This is a genomic window from Candidatus Devosia phytovorans (genome assembly GCA_029202405.1).
Lineage (GTDB): Bacteria > Pseudomonadota > Alphaproteobacteria > Rhizobiales > Devosiaceae > Devosia > Devosia phytovorans.
In genome coordinates this window covers 4,299,157-4,317,500 of sequence record CP119312.1, presented here as the reverse complement: position 1 = coordinate 4,317,500, position 18,344 = coordinate 4,299,157, and the positions used below count along the sequence as shown (strand labels likewise).

At 62.5% G+C, this 18,344-nt stretch carries 15 protein-coding genes (1 of these 15 running past the window's edge); 5 read left to right on the top strand and 10 right to left on the bottom strand.

Annotation, left to right across the window (positions count from 1 at the left end; translation table 11 throughout):
* Positions 1–1,462: the 3' portion of a M23 family metallopeptidase gene (locus P0Y65_21295; protein ID WEK04677.1), read on the top strand. It extends 512 nt beyond the left edge of the window; 1,462 of the gene's 1,974 nt are visible here — the last part of the coding sequence; its start codon lies beyond the left edge, outside the window; the stop codon is at positions 1,460–1,462.
* Positions 1,463–1,495: 33 nt separating this feature from the next.
* On the opposite strand, the gene P0Y65_21290 is transcribed toward P0Y65_21295, so the two are convergent.
* The 3 genes from P0Y65_21290 to clpB all read right to left on the bottom strand — a co-directional run bounded on the left by P0Y65_21290 (position 1,496) and on the right by clpB (position 6,053).
* The gene (locus P0Y65_21290; GenBank protein ID WEK04676.1) at positions 1,496–2,971 is read right to left on the bottom strand and encodes an MFS transporter; all 1,476 of its coding nucleotides are present in this window, start codon (positions 2,969–2,971) and stop codon (positions 1,496–1,498) included.
* A 30-nt stretch (positions 2,972–3,001) separates the two neighbouring features.
* The gene (locus P0Y65_21285; protein ID WEK04675.1) at positions 3,002–3,340 is read right to left on the bottom strand and encodes a VOC family protein; all 339 of its coding nucleotides are present in this window, start codon (positions 3,338–3,340) and stop codon (positions 3,002–3,004) included.
* Positions 3,341–3,440: 100 nt separating this feature from the next.
* Positions 3,441–6,053, bottom strand: a complete 2,613-nt coding sequence (gene clpB, locus P0Y65_21280) for an ATP-dependent chaperone ClpB (protein WEK04674.1) — start codon at positions 6,051–6,053, stop codon at positions 3,441–3,443.
* Between the two features lie 198 nt (positions 6,054–6,251).
* Here clpB and P0Y65_21275 point away from each other — a divergent pair, with 198 nt between their 5' ends.
* A complete protein-coding gene (locus P0Y65_21275) occupies positions 6,252–6,965 on the top strand; it encodes a DUF6058 family natural product biosynthesis protein (protein ID WEK04673.1) in 714 nt (237 codons plus the stop codon).
* Between the two features lie 51 nt (positions 6,966–7,016).
* On the opposite strand, the gene P0Y65_21270 is transcribed toward P0Y65_21275, so the two are convergent.
* From P0Y65_21270 to P0Y65_21245, 6 genes are all read right to left on the bottom strand, one after another.
* On the bottom strand, positions 7,017–7,790 hold the full coding sequence (locus tag P0Y65_21270) for a DUF4167 domain-containing protein (protein ID WEK04672.1): 774 nt from the start codon (positions 7,788–7,790) through the stop codon (positions 7,017–7,019).
* Positions 7,791–8,133: 343 nt separating this feature from the next.
* The gene (prmC, locus tag P0Y65_21265) at positions 8,134–8,940 is read right to left on the bottom strand and encodes a peptide chain release factor N(5)-glutamine methyltransferase (protein ID WEK04671.1); all 807 of its coding nucleotides are present in this window, start codon (positions 8,938–8,940) and stop codon (positions 8,134–8,136) included.
* Between the two features lie 44 nt (positions 8,941–8,984).
* Positions 8,985–10,061, bottom strand: coding sequence for a peptide chain release factor 1 (gene prfA, locus P0Y65_21260; GenBank protein ID WEK04670.1), 1,077 nt, complete (start codon positions 10,059–10,061; stop codon positions 8,985–8,987).
* Between the two features lie 81 nt (positions 10,062–10,142).
* Positions 10,143–12,410 (bottom strand): phosphoenolpyruvate--protein phosphotransferase, encoded by a 2,268-nt coding sequence (gene ptsP, locus P0Y65_21255; protein WEK04669.1) that lies wholly within the window; start codon positions 12,408–12,410, stop codon positions 10,143–10,145.
* Positions 12,411–12,478: 68 nt separating this feature from the next.
* Complete coding sequence (locus tag P0Y65_21250) at positions 12,479–13,744, bottom strand: aspartate kinase (protein ID WEK04668.1); 1,266 nt, start codon at positions 13,742–13,744, stop codon at positions 12,479–12,481.
* A 285-nt stretch (positions 13,745–14,029) separates the two neighbouring features.
* Positions 14,030–15,304, bottom strand: coding sequence for an RsmB/NOP family class I SAM-dependent RNA methyltransferase (locus tag P0Y65_21245; GenBank protein WEK04667.1), 1,275 nt, complete (start codon positions 15,302–15,304; stop codon positions 14,030–14,032).
* A 176-nt stretch (positions 15,305–15,480) separates the two neighbouring features.
* Here P0Y65_21245 and ubiG point away from each other — a divergent pair, with 176 nt between their 5' ends.
* The 3 genes from ubiG (at position 15,481) to P0Y65_21230 (ending at position 17,723) form a co-directional block, all read left to right on the top strand.
* Entirely contained in the window at positions 15,481–16,221 is a 741-nt protein-coding gene (gene ubiG / locus P0Y65_21240; protein ID WEK04666.1) for a bifunctional 2-polyprenyl-6-hydroxyphenol methylase/3-demethylubiquinol 3-O-methyltransferase UbiG, read from the top strand.
* Between the two features lie 34 nt (positions 16,222–16,255).
* Positions 16,256–16,690, top strand: a complete 435-nt coding sequence (locus P0Y65_21235) for a hypothetical protein (protein WEK04665.1) — start codon at positions 16,256–16,258, stop codon at positions 16,688–16,690.
* A gap of 79 nt (positions 16,691–16,769) precedes the next feature.
* Positions 16,770–17,723, top strand: coding sequence for a hypothetical protein (locus P0Y65_21230; protein WEK04664.1), 954 nt, complete (start codon positions 16,770–16,772; stop codon positions 17,721–17,723).
* 105 nt (positions 17,724–17,828) lie between these two features.
* Here the strand turns inward: P0Y65_21230 and P0Y65_21225 are convergent, their stop codons facing one another.
* Positions 17,829–18,203, bottom strand: a complete 375-nt coding sequence (locus P0Y65_21225) for a hypothetical protein (GenBank protein WEK04663.1) — start codon at positions 18,201–18,203, stop codon at positions 17,829–17,831.
* Positions 18,204–18,344 lie beyond the last annotated feature (141 nt).

Here is an 18,344-nt window from a genome sequence, read left to right as displayed (position 1 = left end):
CAATATGGACATCAATACCGATGTCTATGGCGCCGAGGTCGAAGGCGAGGTGGCGGTCAAGCTGGCGGCCATGCCGGAGAGTTTTGTGCCGCAGCGCAGCATTTCCGATCAGTCGGCGGCCGAATATGTACGCAGCGCTGTCGAGGCGACATTCTTTTCCGATGACGAAATGCCGCCGACCCTGGCCTATGCCTCCATCGCACCGGCGGTGCGCGACCTGGGCCTGCAGCCGGGCGGCGATACATTGGGTGGCGTCGCCGAGAATGTGACCGTCGTCCCCAAGACGACGCAGGTGGCCGATGCCGAACTTGGCCGGTCGGAGCGTATCCTGACCATGCGCGAGCGCACCCCGCTCAATGACGCCATGCGCCGCAATGGTTTTACCGATGCGATGATCCGGGCGATCGATACCACGCTGCAGAATGTCTTTCCTTCGACCGACCTGCCGACCGGCGCCCGGCTGCGTATCCTGTTCGGGCCGTCGCGCACGTCCAATACGCTGATCCCCTATCGGCTCAGCATCTATCTGCATGACAATGCCAGCAATGTGGATGTGCATCGCGCCACGGTGGCCCTGACCGACAAGGGCCAATATGTGCTGGGCCTCGCGCCGGCCGAAATCACCTTCCCCGAGGAAGACACCGAAGAGGTCAATGTCGCCAACCTGCCCACGGTCTATCGTTCGATCTGGGAAACCGGCCGCAAGCACGATCTCGACGACGAAACCATCGAGCGCATCATCGGCATGTTTGCCTATGATGTTGACATGACCAAGAAGATCACCGCCGGCGACGCGATCGAAATCCTTGAATCCGAACCCGATGCCGAGGGGCGCCAGGACCTGCTGTATGTGGCCTTGACCCTGGGCAGCACGACGCGCCAGCTCTACCGCTTTGCCACCGATGACGGCGTGATCGATTTTTATGATCCCGATGGCGAGACCGGCAAGCGCTTCCTCAATCGTCGTCCACTCGAAGGCGGCGGCACCCTGCGCTCGCGCTTCGGCTATCGCGTCCACCCGATTTTCCATACGCGACGGCTCCATACGGGCGTCGACCTCGCTGCCCGCTCGGGTACGCCGATCTATGCGGCCGGTGATGGGGTGATCGAATATTACAAATGGCAGTCCGGCTATGGCAACAAGGTCGAGATCAAGCACGTCAATGGCTATGAGACCGCCTATGGGCATATGTCCCGCTATGCCGATGGCCTCGAAGTCGGCAGCCATGTCCGGCAGGGCCAGCTGATCGGTTATGTCGGCTCGACCGGCCAGTCGACCGGCCCGCATCTGCATTTCGAGATCAAGATCAATGGCAACTTGGTCGATCCGCTGAGCGTCAAGCTGCCCAAGGATAATGTGTTGCCGCAACAGTATGAGGCCAAGTTCGCGCAGACCATGGCCCAGATCAACGATCTGATGACCCGCGAGCCTGCCCCGGTATCAGTCGCCTCGACCAATTGAATATCTCATCCCCGCTGCGGCGGGGATGTCCGCTTATGAAGCCGCCTTGCGATCGAGCGTGAACCAGGCCACGGCGGCTGACACCAGGCTCAATCCGGCGGTGATGTAGCAGACAACGGCAAAGGCGGAATCGGTCGCAGCAAGCTTGACGACTTCTTGCGGTTGGCTGAGCCCTGCCGCCGGGATACCGAAAAAGATCGAGAGCTCGGCCAGTTCGCCCAGCCCCTGTTCGAACACCTGCGCCACCACCGCGCCAAGAAAGGCGACGGCAAAGAGACCGGCAACGCGCGCCACTGCATTGTTGACGCCCGAGGCGATGCCGGTTTCGCTATCGTCGACCGACGTCATGACTGCCGTCGACAGCGGCGATACCACCAGCCCCATACCCAGGCCCAGCAGCGCGATCGAGGGCAGGACGGCACCCCAGACATTGTGCAGTGGCGCGGTCAGCCCCAGCAGGGTGAAAGCCAAAGCGACGATCAGCGAGCCCAGGGCGATCAACGGCCCAGGACCGAAGCGATCAGACCAGGCGCCGCTGAAGGAAGAGAGCGCGGTGAGCAGAATGCCCATGGGCAGGAGAGCGAGCGACACCGTGGCCGGCGTTTCGCCCCAGCCGCCGATCATGGTCATGGGCAGGAAGAACATGGTGCCGCCCAGAGCGAAATAAAGCGCAAAGGTCAGACCATTGGCGCCGGAGAAACCGCGGCTGGCAAAAAGACGCAGCGGCAACATCGGCGCTTTGCTGCGATGTTCCCAGAACAGAAACCCTGCGGTGAGCACCAGCCCCGCTCCGCACCAAAGGATCGTGTGCGACAGGGGCGGGACGCTTTCACTGCCATCGCCGGTGAGGCCATAGGCGATCAGCATCAGGGCGAACGTTGCAAGAGTGGCCCCGACGACGTCGAGCCGCCTGCCCGCTTCGGGCTGGTCGGGCGCAACCTTGAACCAGAGCAACGCGAGCGCAATCAGGCCGAGGGGCAGGTTGACGGCAAAGACCAGCCGCCAGCTCCAGTCCCCCAGGGCGGTCAGGAGGAACCCCCCGATGATCGGACCGGCAATGGAGGTGAGCGAGGAGGCTGCGGCCCAGATGCCGATGGCTTTTCCGCGCTCCTCGCGCGGATAGGCTTTGGCGATGATGGCCAGACTGCCGGGCACCATGAAGGCCGCGCCCATGCCCTGGACCGCGCGGGCAATGATGAGGATCAGCGGCGCTGGGGCAATGGCACAGACCAACGAGGCTGCAACAAAAACCACAATGCCTAGGCCAAATACCTTGCGCAGACCGAAGCGATCCCCTGCCGCGCCTCCAAGCAGGATCAGTGCGGACAGGAATAGCAGATACCCATTGCTGATCCATTGCGCATCGCCCAGCGTCGCGCCGAGATCGGCACGGATGGCCGGAATGGCGATGGAAATCACCGAACCATCGATGAAGCCCATGCTCGATGCAAGGATCGCCGCCACGAGGACAAAGCGACGGCTGTCGGGGGCGGCGATATTCTGGGGCATGGGGCGATCCGGCTGATGGGTACGCGCAGACTATTCCCTCGAAATATAGACCGCCATCTCGTTTCCGCCCGGCTCGCGGAAATGGAAGCGTCGGCCGCCGGGAAAATCGAACTGGGGCCGGGTGATGCTGCCGCCGGCTGTTATGACCCGGCGCTCGGCATCGTCGAGATCTGTGGTGCGGATGATCGCCATGGTGGCCGCGACCTTCTCGGGAGCCTGATCGATCCCGCCATCAATGCCGGCATCGGTAAGGGCGTCGTAGTCGGGACCATAGCTGACCACGCCCCAGCCAAAAGCCGCCTGAAAGAAGGCGCTGCTCTGCACCCGGTTGGTGGATGGAAATTCGATATAGTCGATCTTGTCAGCCATGCCGCGCCCCTCGAATGTTCTTGTTACGTTCTATCTCATGTGACCGAAGCCGGCAATGCAAAAGGGCCAATCTTTCGACCGGCCCCTTGAGTAAGTTTGACTAAGCAGCGGCATCCGCCTCGCCGCTGCCGCCCGGCAGCAGGACTATGCCGTCGTCGTTGGCATCGACCACCACACGAGAACCGTCGCTGACGCGGCCACCCAGGATTTCCTCAGCGAGGCCATCCTGCACCGAGCGCTGGATGACGCGCTTGAGCGGGCGGGCGCCATAGGCTGGATCGTAGCCCTCATTGGCCAGCCACTCGCGGGCGCGTGGGGTGAGCTCGAGGACAATGTCGCGATCCTTGAGCAGCTTTTCGAGGCGGCTGAACTGGATATCGACGATGGAACCCATGTGTTCGCGCCCGAGGCGATGGAACAGCAGGATTTCATCGATACGGTTCAGGAACTCCGGCCGGAAGGCCGATTTCACCGTATCGAGCACCTTGCCGCGCACCAGTTCGACCGATTCCCCATCCTTGAGGTCGACGAGATATTCGGCGCCAAGGTTGGAGGTCAGGATGATCACCGTGTTGCGGAAATCAACCGTGCGGCCCTGCCCGTCCGTCAGGCGACCGTCGTCGAGCACCTGGAGAAGGACATTGAACACATCGGGATGCGCCTTTTCGATCTCGTCGAAGAGGACAACCTGATAGGGCCGGCGCCGCACCGCTTCTGTCAGCACGCCACCTTCGTCATAGCCAACATAGCCCGGAGGAGCGCCGATCAGCCGGGCCACCGAATGTTTTTCCATGAATTCGGACATGTCGAGGCGCACCATGGCGGTCTCGTCATCGAAGAGGAATTGCGCCAGCGACTTGGTCAGCTCGGTCTTGCCAACGCCGGTTGGCCCGAGGAACATGAACGAGCCGATCGGCCCGTTCGGATCCTGGAGGCCCGCCCGCGAGCGGCGCACGGCCTTCGCCACGGCGGCCACGGCTTCGGCCTGACCAATGACGCGGGCGCCGAGCGAAGCCTCCATATGCAGCAGCTTTTCGCGCTCGCCTTCCAGCATGCGATCGACCGGGATACCAGTCCAGCGCGACACGACCTGGGCGATATCGCTGGGCGTGACCACTTCAGCGGCCATCAGCGGATCGTTGGAAGTGCCATTGCTGGCTTCGGCTGACTGGATGCGCTTTTCGAGATCGGGGATAACGCCATAGGCCAGCTCGCCGGCCTTGGCCAGATCACCCTGGCGCTGCGCGATTTCGAGCTGCGAACGGGCGCCGTCCAGCGCTTCCTTGAGCTTTTGGCTGCCCTGCAGGCGCTCCTTTTCGGCCAGCCACTTGGAAGACATGACCTGGGCCTGCTCTTCGAGCGTGGCCAGCTCATTTTCCAGGCGATCGAGCCGCGTGCGCGAGCCGTCGTCGTCTTCCTTGCGCAAAGCCTCGCGCTCGATCTTGAGCTGCATGATGCGGCGATCGAGTTCATCGAGGGCTTCGGGCTTGGAATCGACGGCCATGCGCAGGCGCGCGGCCGCCTCGTCCATCAGATCGATGGCCTTGTCGGGCAAGAAGCGATCGGTGATGTAGCGGTTGGAAAGCGTAGCCGCGCTGACCAGGGCAGAGTCGGAAATGCGGATGCCGTGGTGCAGCTCGTATTTTTCCTTGAGCCCGCGCAGGATCGAGATCGTGTCTTCCACGGTCGGCTCGTCGACGAAGACCGGCTGGAAGCGACGGGCCAGGGCCGGGTCCTTCTCCACATGCTTGCGATATTCATCGAGCGTGGTGGCGCCGACGCAATGCAGCTCGCCGCGGGCCAAAGCGGGCTTGAGCAGGTTTGAGGCGTCCATCGCCCCATCCGCCTTGCCGGCGCCAACCAGCGTATGCATTTCGTCGATGAAGAGGATGATCTGCCCGTCCGAGGACGTGACTTCACTGAGGACCGACTTGAGGCGCTCCTCGAATTCACCACGATATTTCGCGCCGGCAATCAGCGCGCCCATGTCGAGCGAGAGCAGGCTCTTGTTCTTGAGAGATTCCGGCACGTCACCATTGACGATGCGGATGGCAAGGCCCTCGGCGATGGCGGTCTTGCCGACGCCCGGTTCGCCGATGAGAACTGGATTGTTCTTGGTGCGGCGGCTCAGCACCTGGATGGTGCGGCGGATTTCCTCGTCGCGGCCGATCACCGGGTCGAGCTTGCCCTCGCGAACGTCCTGGGTCAGGTCGCGGGCATATTTCTTGAGCGCGTCATAGCTGTTCTCGGCGGTCGCCGAGTCGGCATTGCGGCCCTTGCGGATGGCCTCGATGGCAGAGTTCAACCCTTGCGGCGTGACGCCGGCCGAGCTGAGGATCTTGCCAGCGTCATTGTCCTTTTCGACGACCAGCGCCAGCAGCAGGCGCTCGACGGTGACATAACTATCGCCACCCTTCTGCGCGGCGCTTTCGGCCGTGTCGAAGACGCGCGCCAACTCGCGGCTGAGATAAAGCTGACCGGCATCGCCGGAGACGGATGGGATTTTGCCGAGAGCGGCTTCGACGCCTGCCCGAACGGCCTTGGCATCGCCGCCGGCGCGCTCGATCAACCCATTGGCCATGCCCTGGTCGTCGTCGATCAGAACCTTGAGCAGATGGATAGGCGCGAACTGCTGGTGGCCCTTGCCCAGTGCGCTGGTCTGCGCGCTCTGGATGAAGCCGCGGGCGCGTTCGGTGTATTTTTCGATATTCATTCAACTCTCCAATTCTGCCCGCTGCCCGGCCCCGAAGGCACCGAAACACGCGGCGAAGCGTCGTGAGATGGAACGCCCGACATTCGGCGCTGCTCCATCACGCGTCATATATGGTGAGGATATTTTCGGAAGAAAGAGGGAGACCGGCAGACTTGCACAGCCCGGTCCGTGGATTAGGATCGGCGCCGGGGGGTAAGCATGACCGAAACCGAACAATTGCAGCTTTATGTCGAGCGGTATTTCGTGCGGCTCAACGAACTTGCCGAACTTGCCGGAACGGACGCAGACCGGATACGGGCGCTGATTGCCGCCCGCGCCATTCCGGGTCCGATCTATTCCATCTGGCCCAATGGCACGTTCAGCAGTCCGATCGGCGGTGAGCACAATGGGCCAGCCGAAGGAGAGGCGCAGCACTGGTATCATCCGGCTGCGGCATGGTGGATCCGCCGTGCGGCCAGCCTCGACCCGGAATACGCAGCCCGCCAGTTTCAGGCAAAATTCCTGAGCGATTTCCGCCAAGCCCTGTTGGCCGACCCCTATGCCAGTCTCGGCTATCCGCAGGCCTTCCGCAACGGCGAACCGGACGATACGCAGATCGACTCCGTCGGCATTGCCGAATTGAACGACTGGCTGGACGGCGGCTATGGCGTTTGCCTGCGCATCTGGGATGGCCATCATGTCGTGACCAAGACTTGCCGCCGCGCCGGCATTCTCCATCTCACTGAGGAAGGCCGCAAAAGCCTCCTGTCTGCGGAGGATCGCCTCACTCTGCTCGACACGATGGAAGCGCTCGACGCGGTCATGCTGCCTTTCGCCCCGCATCAGCGACCCAAGGGCACACCAGGCCTCTGGCTCGATACAATCCTCGCCAGATACGCCATGGGCACCACGCGCGAGGTGGCGCCGATCTGAAAACAAAAAGGCCGGGCATTGCTGCCCGGCCTTTTTCAATTCTCACACAGCTTACTCGGCTGCGTTGGTCGCGCCGCCGGTCAGGAAGGCCGGCAGGCCACCAACGTCAGGCTGGTCGCTGTTGGCGAGGTCGCCTTCACCGGCGGCCGGACGGCGACGGCGCGGACGGCGTTCGCGCGGCTTTGCAGCCCTGTCTTCACCTTCAACAGCTGCCTCGACCGGAGCGGCGGGTGCCGCAGCTTCGACTGGAGCATCGGCAATGACGGGCTGCTCGGCAGCGGCGGTCGGAACCGGGAGCTGCTGCACTTCGCCTTCGGGGCGGAAGCGCTCGCGATTGCGATTGCGATCACGACGATCACCGCGCGGCGGACGCTCGCCTTCCTGGCGCGGACGCTGTTCGCCCTGCTGCTGGCTTGGCTGCTCGCCACCCTCGGCGGCGGGCTGCTCCTCGCCTTCAGCGGGCTGATACTGCGGCTGCTGCTGCGGCTGGGGCGATGCGAAGCGCGAATTCATATCCGGCATATCATCGTCGAAATCATCATCCTGACCGTCCGGACGCTGGCCATTTTGGGCCTGCTGGGCGCTCGAAACGATGCGGAAATAATGCTCGGCATGCTGCAGGTAATTCTCGGCCATCACCGAGTCGCCGCTCGACTGGGCGTCGCGGGCGAGCTGCAGATATTTCTCGGCGATATGGGCGGCATTGCCGCGCACCTTCACGTCCGGGCCGTTGCTCTCGAAATTGCGGGACAGCGGATTGACGTGCTTGCGGCCACCATTGCGGCCGCGCTGCCGATTCTTGTTATTCTGGTTATTGGGTCTCATCTGGTCGCTTTATCTAACTCTAGAAAAATAAGCGTCACACTGCTGGCGGACCGGCACCCTGCCTGGTCGGGCCATTCCGGGATGAAAGCCATCGTGGCTTTCGCAAACCGGGTCTAACTTGGCTTCATGAAGACCGAACCGTCTGACGGCGTTCCGAACCCATCCCGCGTCGTTCCCGCCTCTGCGAGAACCGCGCTGCGCCTTGCAGCCGATGGATATGTCGGATGGCTAGTCGCCGTGGCGCTCATGAAGCGCCGTTGACAGCTGCAAGCAAACTACAAGGTTCGCGCTCTATTGGGAAGCACTAATTGTAGCGGACCCCGCGGGGCCTCTTCATTTGACGCTAAATGTGGTGCGCCGCGACCACACGATCAAGCCCCGCCAGATCGCGATGCACCGTTACATCCTCGAAACCGGCCTCGAGCAGAAGCGCACTGACGGCCGCGCCCTGATCGTAGCCGATCTCGAGCAGCAGGTGCCCATTGGGCTTGAGGAAGGCGCCAGCCTCGCGCGCAATGATGCGATAGGGCGCGAGGCCATCGGGGCCGCCATCCAGCGCCAGTCGGGGGTCGAAATCCCTGACCTCGGGCTCCAGCGTCTCGACGACGGCGGAGGTGATATAGGGCGGGTTGGAGGTGATGAGATCGAACTTTTGGCCCGGTTCGAGCGGTTCGAACCATGAGCCGGGGCGCAAGGCAAGGCGGTTGCCCAGACCATGCTGTTTCGCATTGGCTTGGGCCGCGTCGAGGGCCACGACACTGAGGTCAACAGCAATCCCCGAGGCATCGGGCTGGTTGGCGAGTATGGCAATGGGAATGCAGCCTGTGCCGGTGCCCAGATCGAGCAGCCGCCCGCCTGCGGGCAAAGCGCCGAGGCCCAGGTCGACCAGCATTTCCGTTTCCGGGCGCGGCTCGAGGGTCGCTGCGTTGAGAAGGAAATCGAGGCCGTAGAATTCCCGGTGTCCGATGATGCGGGCGACGGATTCGCCGGTCATGCGGCGGCGGATGAGCTCGGCGACGAGAGCTGCTGCGGCCTCATCGACAGGCTCGTTCTCGCGCAGGGCCAGATCGAGGGTGGAGTAGCCAAGCGCATGGCCGGTCAGCAATTTTGCATCAAGCGCCGCACTGGCAAAGCCCAGCCGGCTCAGCACATCGCGCCAGCCGCGCCACAGCGCGCCGATGGCGGGAGTGTCGCTCAGTTCGGCATTTCCATCGCCGCGAGCTGTTCGGCCTGGCTCGTGGTGATCAGCGCTTCGATCAACTCATCCAGCGCTTCGCCGGTGATGACCTTGTCGAGCTTGTAGAGCGTCAGGTTGATGCGGTGATCGGTGACGCGGCCTTGCGGGAAATTATAGGTGCGGATGCGCTCGGAACGATCGCCCGAACCCACCTGCCCCTTGCGCTCGGCGGAGCGGGCCGAGTCACGTTCTTCGCGCTGCATTTCATAGAGGCGCGAGCGCAGCACGACCATGGCCTGGGCGCGGTTCTGGTGCTGGCTCTTCATCGCCGAGGTGACGACAATGCCGGTGGGGATATGGGTGATGCGGACCGCCGAGTCGGTGGTGTTGACGTGCTGGCCACCGGCGCCCGAGGCGCGCATCGTATCGATGCGGATATCCTCGTTGCGGATTTCGATATCGATGTCTTCGACTTCCGGCAGCACGGCGACGGTGGCAGCGGAGGTATGGATACGCCCCGAGCCTTCGGTCGCCGGCACGCGCTGCACGCGATGCACGCCCGATTCGAACTTCATCCGCGCATAGACGCCCTTGCCTGAGACATTGGCGATGATTTCCTTGAAGCCGCCCATTTCGCCCGGGCTTTCCTCCATCACCGTGACCTTCCAGCCATGGTTCTGGGCATAGCGCTCGTACATGCGGAAGAGATCACCGGCGAACAGCGCCGCCTCGTCGCCACCCGTGCCGCCGCGGATTTCGAGGATGATCGACTTTTCGTCGGCCTCGTCCTTGGGCAGGAGGAGAATGCGGATGGACTGGAACAGCGTCTCGATCTTTCCGTCGAGCTCTTCGATCTCGGCTTCGGCCATTTCGGCCATGTCCTTGTCGCCGCTCTTGAGCAGCGCCTCGGCCTCGTCGCGATCGCTCAGCGCCTTGTTATAGGCGCGGATCTCGCCGACGATCGGGGCGAGTTCGGCATGTTCCTTGGAGAATTTGACGAATTCGTCCGGACCTGCACCGCCTGACAGGGATGCCTCGACATATTGGAAGCGCGTTTCGAGCGCGTCGAGCTTGTCCTGGGGTAGAGATGCCATTGAATTCGTCTTTCGCGCCAAGCGCTCATATATCGATCCGTGGCGTGTAAAGGCCACGGCGCCCAACATCAAGCGTGCTCGCTAAACCGGCAGATTCTGCTTTTCGATCCATTCCTGCAGCAGCTGCCGGATGGTGACCCCGTCGGCCCCGTCGCTGAGCGCCGCATTGACCGACATCTGGATGGGCTTGAGATCAAGATTGAGCACCAGCTCCTTGATCGGCCCGATCGACGCCGGGCCCATGGAGAGCCGCGTCATGCCGATCGACATGAGGGCTAGAGCCTCAAGAGGCTTGCCGGCCAGTTCGCCGCACATGGTGATCGGGATATTGTAGCGGCGCGCGGCATCGACCACCATGCGGATGGCCCGCAGGCGCGGCATGCCGATGGGGTCGTAATTCTTGGCCACGCGCGGATTGGCGCGGTCGGACGCGGTCAGGAACTGCACGAGATCATTAGAGCCGATGGAAACGAAGTCCGCCTCGGGCAGGAGCTGGTCGAGTTCGAACAGCAGGGAGGGCACTTCCACCATGACGCCGAGCTCAAGCCGGCTCGGGATCGCCTTGCCCTGACGCTTGAGCCGTTCGACTTCCTTCTGCACGACCAGTTTTGCCTGCATGAATTCGAAGGTCTCGGTGACCATGGGCACGAGGATCTTCAGCGGCCGTCCATCGGCCGCCAGCAGCAGCGCGCGCACCTGCGTGCGCAACAGGCCCGGACGCTCGAGGCCCAGCCGGATCGACCGAAATCCCATGGCCGGATTTTCCTCGGTCATCGAGCGCTGGTAGGGCAAAACCTTGTCGCCGCCGATATCGAGCAGACGGAACACCACCGGGCGTTCCCCGGCAATCGCCATGGCCTCGGCATAAAGCTCGCGCTGTTCTTCGAGACGGGGCAGTTTGGACGCGATCATGAACTGCAATTCGGTGCGGAACAGGCCGACGCCAGATGCCCCGGTATCGTCGAGCATCGGCAGGTCGGCCACGAGGCCCGAATTGTGCAACAGGGTGATCGCCACGCCATCGGTGGTGATGGAAGGCTTGTCCTTGAGCGCGGCATAATGCGCGCGCCGCTTGGCCGTGACGCGCACCTTGTCGACATAGGTCTGTTCGATATCGGGCGTCGGGCGCAGGTGTACGATCCCGGCCGGACCATCGAGAATGATGTCGTCGCCGCTTTCGCACATCGAGACGATCGACTGCGCCTGCCCGACCGCCACCATGCCCAGCGACCGCGCGACAATGGCGACATGGGCGGTCGTGCCGCCTTCTTCCAGCACCACGCCGCGCAGCTTGGTGCGGTCATATTCGAGCAGCTCCGCCGGGCCCATGTTACGGGCCACAAGGATCGCATTGTCGGGCAGATTCTTCTTGCCCAGCGCCAGGCCATCGCCGGTCAACACGCGCAGCAGGCGGTTGGCCAGGTCGTCGAGATCATGCAGCCGGTCGCGGATATAGGGATCGGTCTGGCGCAGCATGCGCGCGCGCGTATCGTTCTGCACGCGCTCGACGGCGGCTTCTGCCGAAAGACCATTGTCGATCGCCTCGCTGAGGCGGTGTACCCAGCCCCGGTCATTGGCGAACATGCGATAGGTTTCGAGGATTTCGCGGTGATCGCTGCCGCCGGCCATGTCGCCGTGGTCGAGCATGGCGTCGATCGAGACGCGCATCTTTTCCAGCGCCGATTCGAGCCGCACCTTTTCGGCGTCAGTATCCTCGGCGATGAAGTTGGACACGACGACGCGCGGATCGTGCAGAACCACCGTGCCCAGCGCAATGCCGTCGGTAAAACTTACGCCATTAAACATGCGGGGACGCCTGAGATCGATATCGGACCCCGGCTTGATCAGGTTGTCGAAATCCGAGGTGGCGATCATCTCGGCCAGGATTGTGGCCGTAGTCAGCATCGCCTCGGTCTCGTCCTCGCCATAATGGCGATGGTCGGCATTCTGCACCACCAGAACGCCCAGCGTTTGCCCGGCCCGCAGCACCGGCACGCCAAGGAATGAATTATATTTGTCCTCGCCGGTTTCTGGCCGATAGGCAAAGCCGGGATGGCTGGGCGCATCGTCGAGGCTGAGGGGTTCGGCTTCCGCCGCGATGAGGCCCACAAGGCCCTCGCCAAGGCGAAGCGTGGTCATATGCACCGATTCGGCGGCCAGGCCCTTGGAGGCAAACAGCTCCAGCGCGCCGTCGTCGCGCAGCACATAGAAGGAGCAGACATCAGCCCGCATATTCTCGGCGATGAGAGAAACGATCTTGTCGAGCCGCGCCTGCGAAGCCAGCTGCTCCGCCATTGTCTCGCGCAATTGCCGCAGCAGCACCCTCGGGCCGCCTATGGTCGTTCCCATCTAACCCCTAGACGGCCCGCACAGCCGCCCCCCTGCAATGGACGCGGCTCAATCTCCGTGGCGGGAGATCAGGCGTCCTTCTTGTCCAAACCGTAATAGGTGTGCAGAGCGCGAACCGCAAGCTCGGCATATTGTTCATCAATCAGAACCGAGGTCTTGATTTCCGAAGTCGTGATCAGTTGAATATTGATGCCCTTGTCGGCCAGGGCTTTAAACATCGAGCTGGCAACACCGGCATGGCTGCGCATGCCCACGCCCACGACCGACACCTTTGCCCCGCCCTTGGAACCGGAAAGCCGGCCATATTCGATCTTGTCGCCGGCATTCTGCAGCGCCTTGATCGCCTTGTCATATTCGCTGTCCGGCACCGTGAAGGTGATGTCTGTGGTGGCGCCATCGTCGGCAATATTCTGCACGATCATGTCGACGACAATGCCCTGGTCGGCCAGGGTACCGAACACGCCTGCGGCAACGCCCGGATTGTCCTTGACGTCGCGGAGGGTAATCTTGGCTTCCGCCTTGGCGAGCGTCACGCCCGAAACGATCTGCTTTTCCACGATCTCATCCTCATCGCAAACCAAAGTGCCGGGAACGCCCGGCAGCCCGTCCGGCCCGATCTGGGGCGCATCCGGGTCATCGAAAGTCGAGCGTACCAAGAGGCGCACCTTGTGCGCCATGGCCATTTCAACCGAACGGATCATCAGCACCTTGGCACCCAAAGAGGCCATTTCCAGCATTTCCTCGAAGGAAATCTTGGTGAGGCGCTGCGCCTTGGGCACGATGCGCGGGTCGGTCGTGTAAACGCCGTCCACATCCGTATAGATATCGCAGCGATCGGCACCGACCGCCGCCGCCACCGCCACCGCCGAGGTATCGGAACCACCGCGGCCCAGCGTCGTGACGCGGCCATGCGGGGAAATACCCTGGAAGCCGGTGATCACCGGCACCCAGCCGTCCTTCATGCGCTTGTCGAGTTCGGTCGGATCGATGCCGGTGATACGGGCCGCGCCATGCGCGTCATCGGTATGGATCGGCACCTGCCAGCCGGCGAAAGAGCGCGACTGGATGCCCATTTCACTGAGAACGATAGCCATCAGGCCGGCGGTGACCTGCTCGCCCGAAGCAACCACGGCATCATACTCGCGCGCATCATGCAGCGCCGAGGCCTCGTTGACCCAGCCGACCAGTTCATTGGTCTTGCCGCTCATGGCGGAAACCACGACGGCCACCTCATGGCCGGCTTCGACCTCGCGCTTCACATGGCGCGCGGCCTGGCGGATACGTTCGACCGTGGCAACGGATGTGCCACCGAACTTGACGACGATACGGGCCACTTGCTTCCCCGAAAATCCAAAGCACTGCACGCCGAACCCGGCGGTACGCTATTCTTGGCGCGGGAGATACGACAAAGCGGTGACGCGATCAATGGGCGTATGCGGGTTGAATTCCCACCTGCTCTTCCCCACCCACAGCGTCACCCCGGCCTTGTGCCGGGGCCATCTCGATATTCTGGCACAGCCGCGAGGTGTCGATGAAGAGCACGGCGACCTTGCGGTAGGACGGCCATCTCGAGATGGGTCCCGGCTCAAGGCCGGGGTGACATCGAATGTATGGCAGTCTCAAATGCCTTCAACGGCCGCCTTTCGTTGCAGCACCGCCGCAAAGAAGCCATCCGTGCCATGCCGTGCCGGCGTGAGGGACAGATGGTCTGGATGCGCCGAATTGGTGATTTGCGGTGCGGCTTCGGAGAGCGGCACCACGGAATAGTCCGGATGCGCCGCAAGAAACCGTGCGATCTGGTCTTCGTTTTCTTCCGGCAACAGCGAACACGTTGCATAGACCAGCCGTCCGCCGGGCTTGACCAGTCGCGCCGCGCTGGTGAGGATTTTTCCCTGCAGCACGATCAGCGCCTCGAGCCCCTGCTCTTCCTCCGGCCGCCAGCGCGCATCCGGGTTGCGCCGCCAGGTGCCGGTACCGCTGCAAGGGGCATCGATCAGCACACGATCGAAGCCGAGCTTATGCCGCTTGACCCATTTGTCGCTTTCGCTCGACAGCAGCCGCGTTTCGGCATTGTGCACGCCGGCCTTGCGGAAACGCTCCACCGCGCGCTTGAGACGGCCTTCGTTGACGTCGCAGGCCACGATATGGCCCTTGTTCTTCATCTGCGCGGCCAGCGCCAAGGTCTTGCCCCCGGCCCCGGCGCAGAAATCGACCACGCGATCGCCCGGCCTGGCGTCGACCAGCATGGCGACCAGCTGCGAGCCCTCGTCCTGGATTTCGACTTCGCCGGCCCTGAGCATGGGCAGGCGATCAAGCGACAGCCGTTCGTCGACCCGAATGCCCAGCGGCGAGAGCAACGCGGCCTTGGCCTTGAAACCAAGGTCATGCACAGCGCGTAGCATGGTATCGCGATCGGTTTTAAGTGTGTTGGCACGCAGGTCCAGTGGCGGTTCGGTCAGCATGGCCGTCATTTCCATGAGGAAATCGTCGCCAAAGCGGCGGCGCAGCGCATCCGCTGCCCAATCCGGGCATTCGACGCGGGTCTCGTCCGGCATGTCGGCATGCACGATATTGGCGCCATCCAACTTGCCCAGCAAAACGCGCTCGCTTTCGTCGAGGCGAAGAGGAGCATCGTCGCCGCCATTGAACAGGCCCGAAATCCGGTCTGGTGCATAGCCATCGAGGCGCAACCAGGCGAGCAGGCGACTGCGAACATTGTCCTCGGCGCCGGCTCGGTCGAGCCACCAGCCCAAACGCGCATGATGACGCATCAACCTTTGCGTGAGGTCGAGGATCGCACCGCGATCCTTGTCGCCAATGTCGCGGCGGGAGCGCACCCAGGCGGAAATCACCGCATCGGCAGGACGTGCGATGAGGTCGATTTCCCGGGTCAATTCGAGAACGGCTTGCAGGCGAGCAGAAGGTGACAAGGGCGGCAATCGGGCTGGAGAAGACGGGCGGCACCATAGGGGAAGCGAGTGGCTATGACCATTGCCCATTGGCTGCGACCACCCGCGCCTTGCCTCTGCCATGTCATCGGGCTCATATGCGGCCAACAGGAGCTGCAGCCATGACCGAGACCACCATCAATGACGCCGAAGTGGCCAAATTTACCGCCATGGCTGAAGAGTGGTGGGACCCCAAGGGCAAGTTCAAGCCGCTGCACAAGTTCAACCCGGTGCGGCTGGGCTATATCCGCGAATATTTGCTCAGCCATTTTGGTCGTGACGGCAATGACATGCGGCCCTTCGCGGGGCTGAACATCCTCGATGTCGGCTGCGGCGGCGGGTTGCTCTGCGAACCGCTGGCACGGCTCGGCGCCACGGTGACCGGGATCGACGCGGCCGAGCGCAATATCGCCATCGCGAAAATCCATGCCGAACAGTCCGGCCTCGATATCGCCTATGAGGCCACAACCAGCGAGGCCCTGGCCGCAAAGGGCCAGAAATACGATCTCGTGCTCAACATGGAAGTGGTGGAGCATGTCGACAATGTGCCGCTCTACATGAAGAGCTGCGCCGATCTCGTGAGGCCTGGCGGACTGACGCTGACGGCGACGCTCAACCGCACCTTACGGGCAAAGCTCTTTGCCGTGTTTGGTGCCGAGCAGGTGCTGCGCTGGCTGCCCAAGGGCACGCATGACTGGAACAAGTTTCTGACGCCCGAGGAAATCAAGACCCTGCTCACCCGCAACGGGCTGCGCGTGATCCATGAGACCGGCGTGGTGTTTCATCCCATCGGCGACGAATGGCGCCGTTCTTCTGACATGGCGATCAACTACATGATCATGGCGGAAAAGCCCGCAGCCTGACAAAGGCCGTCAACACCAGCCATCTGGAGCCATTATGCGCCTGAGCCAAATCGCCCTCGTCGCCCTTTTCGCATCCACCATGCCGGCCATGGCCCAGAGCGAAGAGGTTCTGGCCTCGATCGAGAACATTCATGGCGATTCCGACCTGTTCGGCGAGGCTTTCGGGGCCTTGCAGGATGCATTCCTGTTCGACGACCGAACCGCCTTTGCCGACCTGGCCTTTTATCCCCTGGCCATCAATGGCGCTGAAGTCAGCTACGAGATCGAGACCCCCGAGGATCTGGTCGAGAATTTCGACACTATCCTCACGCCCGACATCCAGGCAGCGCTGGCCAGCCAGGATTACGCCGACCTGATCGTCACCGGCGAGGGTGTCGGCTTTGCCAATGGCGCGCTGTGGATGACCAATGTCTGCCTCGACGAGGCCTGCGCCGAGACACAATGGGGGATCGTCAGCATAAACAACTGAGATTTTGTCAATCAAATCCTTTATTGGCAGCCCAATTTAGCGCCGCTACCGTCTGGTCACTGGGGCCAGGCGGAACATCATGACTTCGGATCAATTCAAGGCGGGCGCGCCTGCAGCGGAGCGTGACGGCACAGGCATTTCGTCCCTTCTCGCGCAGATCACCTTCCTTTCGACAGAACAGATCCTCGCCCATCCGCGCTGGCCTCAGGCGCGTGATTGTTACATTCAGGTCCTGGTCCAGAGCCACAGTCCCGACCCTGCCATAAGTCGCGTCATGCAGGATGTTGCGGGGCTCGTGCTGTTCAATCTCGTCATCGCCATCTACGAGGCACGCGGCGAGGCCCGAAAAGACTGGCCGACGATCAACCGCATTCGCGAAAGCTTCGCAAACTTCGGCCTTGCCAGTGACCGCAGCACCGACGAGATGCTGGCACGCATGCGCCAGATCGGCCTGATCGAGCTGCAGGTGGCACCGGCCGACAAGCGGGTCCGCCTGGTGCGACCGACGCAACGCATGGTTGCCGAAGATTGCGCCTGGCACGACAACCATACCCGTGCGCTCGCCGTGTTGCGGCCCGACAGCCGGGACTATGACGCAATGTTTGCGCACGAGCCCCTGCATCGCCAGGTGCACCGCGCCATCAGCAACGACCTGCATGAAAAGGCCTTCGACGTTCTGGACACCAAGGTCAATCCGCTGGTGGGCTTCGTGATGCGGCAGGATGGGGCCAAGATCATCTTTCTTTATCTTCAGCGGGCCTTGGCCGGAGGCGATCCTTCCCGAGTGTCGCTGAGCTATGCGGCGGCTTCGGAACGCATCGACACCTCGCGGACCCATATTCGCAATCTGCTGGCAGCGTTGGAGAGTTCTGGACTGCTGCGGCGCTATGGCAACGGTGGCAATGACATCGAACTGACCCCCGAACTCTGGCGTCACGCCGACTATTTCATTGCCAGCATGATGTCGGCCAATGATCGCTGGTGGCAGCTAACTCGCGCACAGGTCGCAGAAATTCAGCGATCTACGCAATAAATTCCACCGCAAGAGGCATGTCTGTGCTTATCTGGGGGTCGGTGGTTTCGACCTAACTACCTTCCTTGTCCGTGTGGCGCACCTGCGCCGCACGGACTTTTTGTCTCAGGCGTCCCGCTGCTCCTCGATCCCTGCGGCCAGCTCATAGGCTTCATCGCTCGAAAGATCGGTCGGCCTGATATCGCCGATCGGCTCCTTGTTGCGGACGTCGAGCGCGCCCCATTGCGCCTGCCAGGTGATGTCTTCCTGAAGGGCAATCACCACTTCCTTGAGCCCGTGTAACTCCCGCGCCGCCTCGGCCGCTGCAAGCGCCGCCAGCACATCGTCAAACTCGGCCTCGTCGGCATCAACATCGCCCACCGCCTCCCACCAGACAGCGGCCTTGAGCCCGCCATCCATCCCTTTCTCGATCCCCACCGTCACCGCTTCGAGATTGGCCTCCCCGATCCCTACCTGTCGATAATTTCGCTGTTCAGCCATGAAATGCTCCTCTGTCCGTGCAAGCCAACGCGCGAGCAGCGATGACGATGCAGCAACAAACCGTACCCGCGGGTACGGTTTGCATTGATCCGATTCTGGAATGGGTCTAAGAAAGGCCAAACAACGCGTGTCTAATCGCGT

Coding starts and splice junctions, on each gene's coding strand:
- P0Y65_21230 (WEK04664.1), top strand. CDS start 16,770: ATGACTTCGGATCAATTCAAGGCGGGCGCGCCTGCAGCGGAGCGTGAC.
- prfA (WEK04670.1), bottom strand. CDS start 10,061: ATGGCATCTCTACCCCAGGACAAGCTCGACGCGCTCGAAACGCGCTTC.
- P0Y65_21285 (WEK04675.1), bottom strand. CDS start 3,340: ATGGCTGACAAGATCGACTATATCGAATTTCCATCCACCAACCGGGTG.
- P0Y65_21270 (WEK04672.1), bottom strand. CDS start 7,790: ATGAGACCCAATAACCAGAATAACAAGAATCGGCAGCGCGGCCGCAAT.
- P0Y65_21235 (WEK04665.1), top strand. CDS start 16,256: ATGCGCCTGAGCCAAATCGCCCTCGTCGCCCTTTTCGCATCCACCATG.
- P0Y65_21290 (WEK04676.1), bottom strand. CDS start 2,971: ATGCCCCAGAATATCGCCGCCCCCGACAGCCGTCGCTTTGTCCTCGTG.
- P0Y65_21225 (WEK04663.1), bottom strand. CDS start 18,203: ATGGCTGAACAGCGAAATTATCGACAGGTAGGGATCGGGGAGGCCAAT.
- ubiG (WEK04666.1), top strand. CDS start 15,481: ATGACCGAGACCACCATCAATGACGCCGAAGTGGCCAAATTTACCGCC.
- clpB (WEK04674.1), bottom strand. CDS start 6,053: ATGAATATCGAAAAATACACCGAACGCGCCCGCGGCTTCATCCAGAGC.
- ptsP (WEK04669.1), bottom strand. CDS start 12,410: ATGGGAACGACCATAGGCGGCCCGAGGGTGCTGCTGCGGCAATTGCGC.
- P0Y65_21275 (WEK04673.1), top strand. CDS start 6,252: ATGACCGAAACCGAACAATTGCAGCTTTATGTCGAGCGGTATTTCGTG.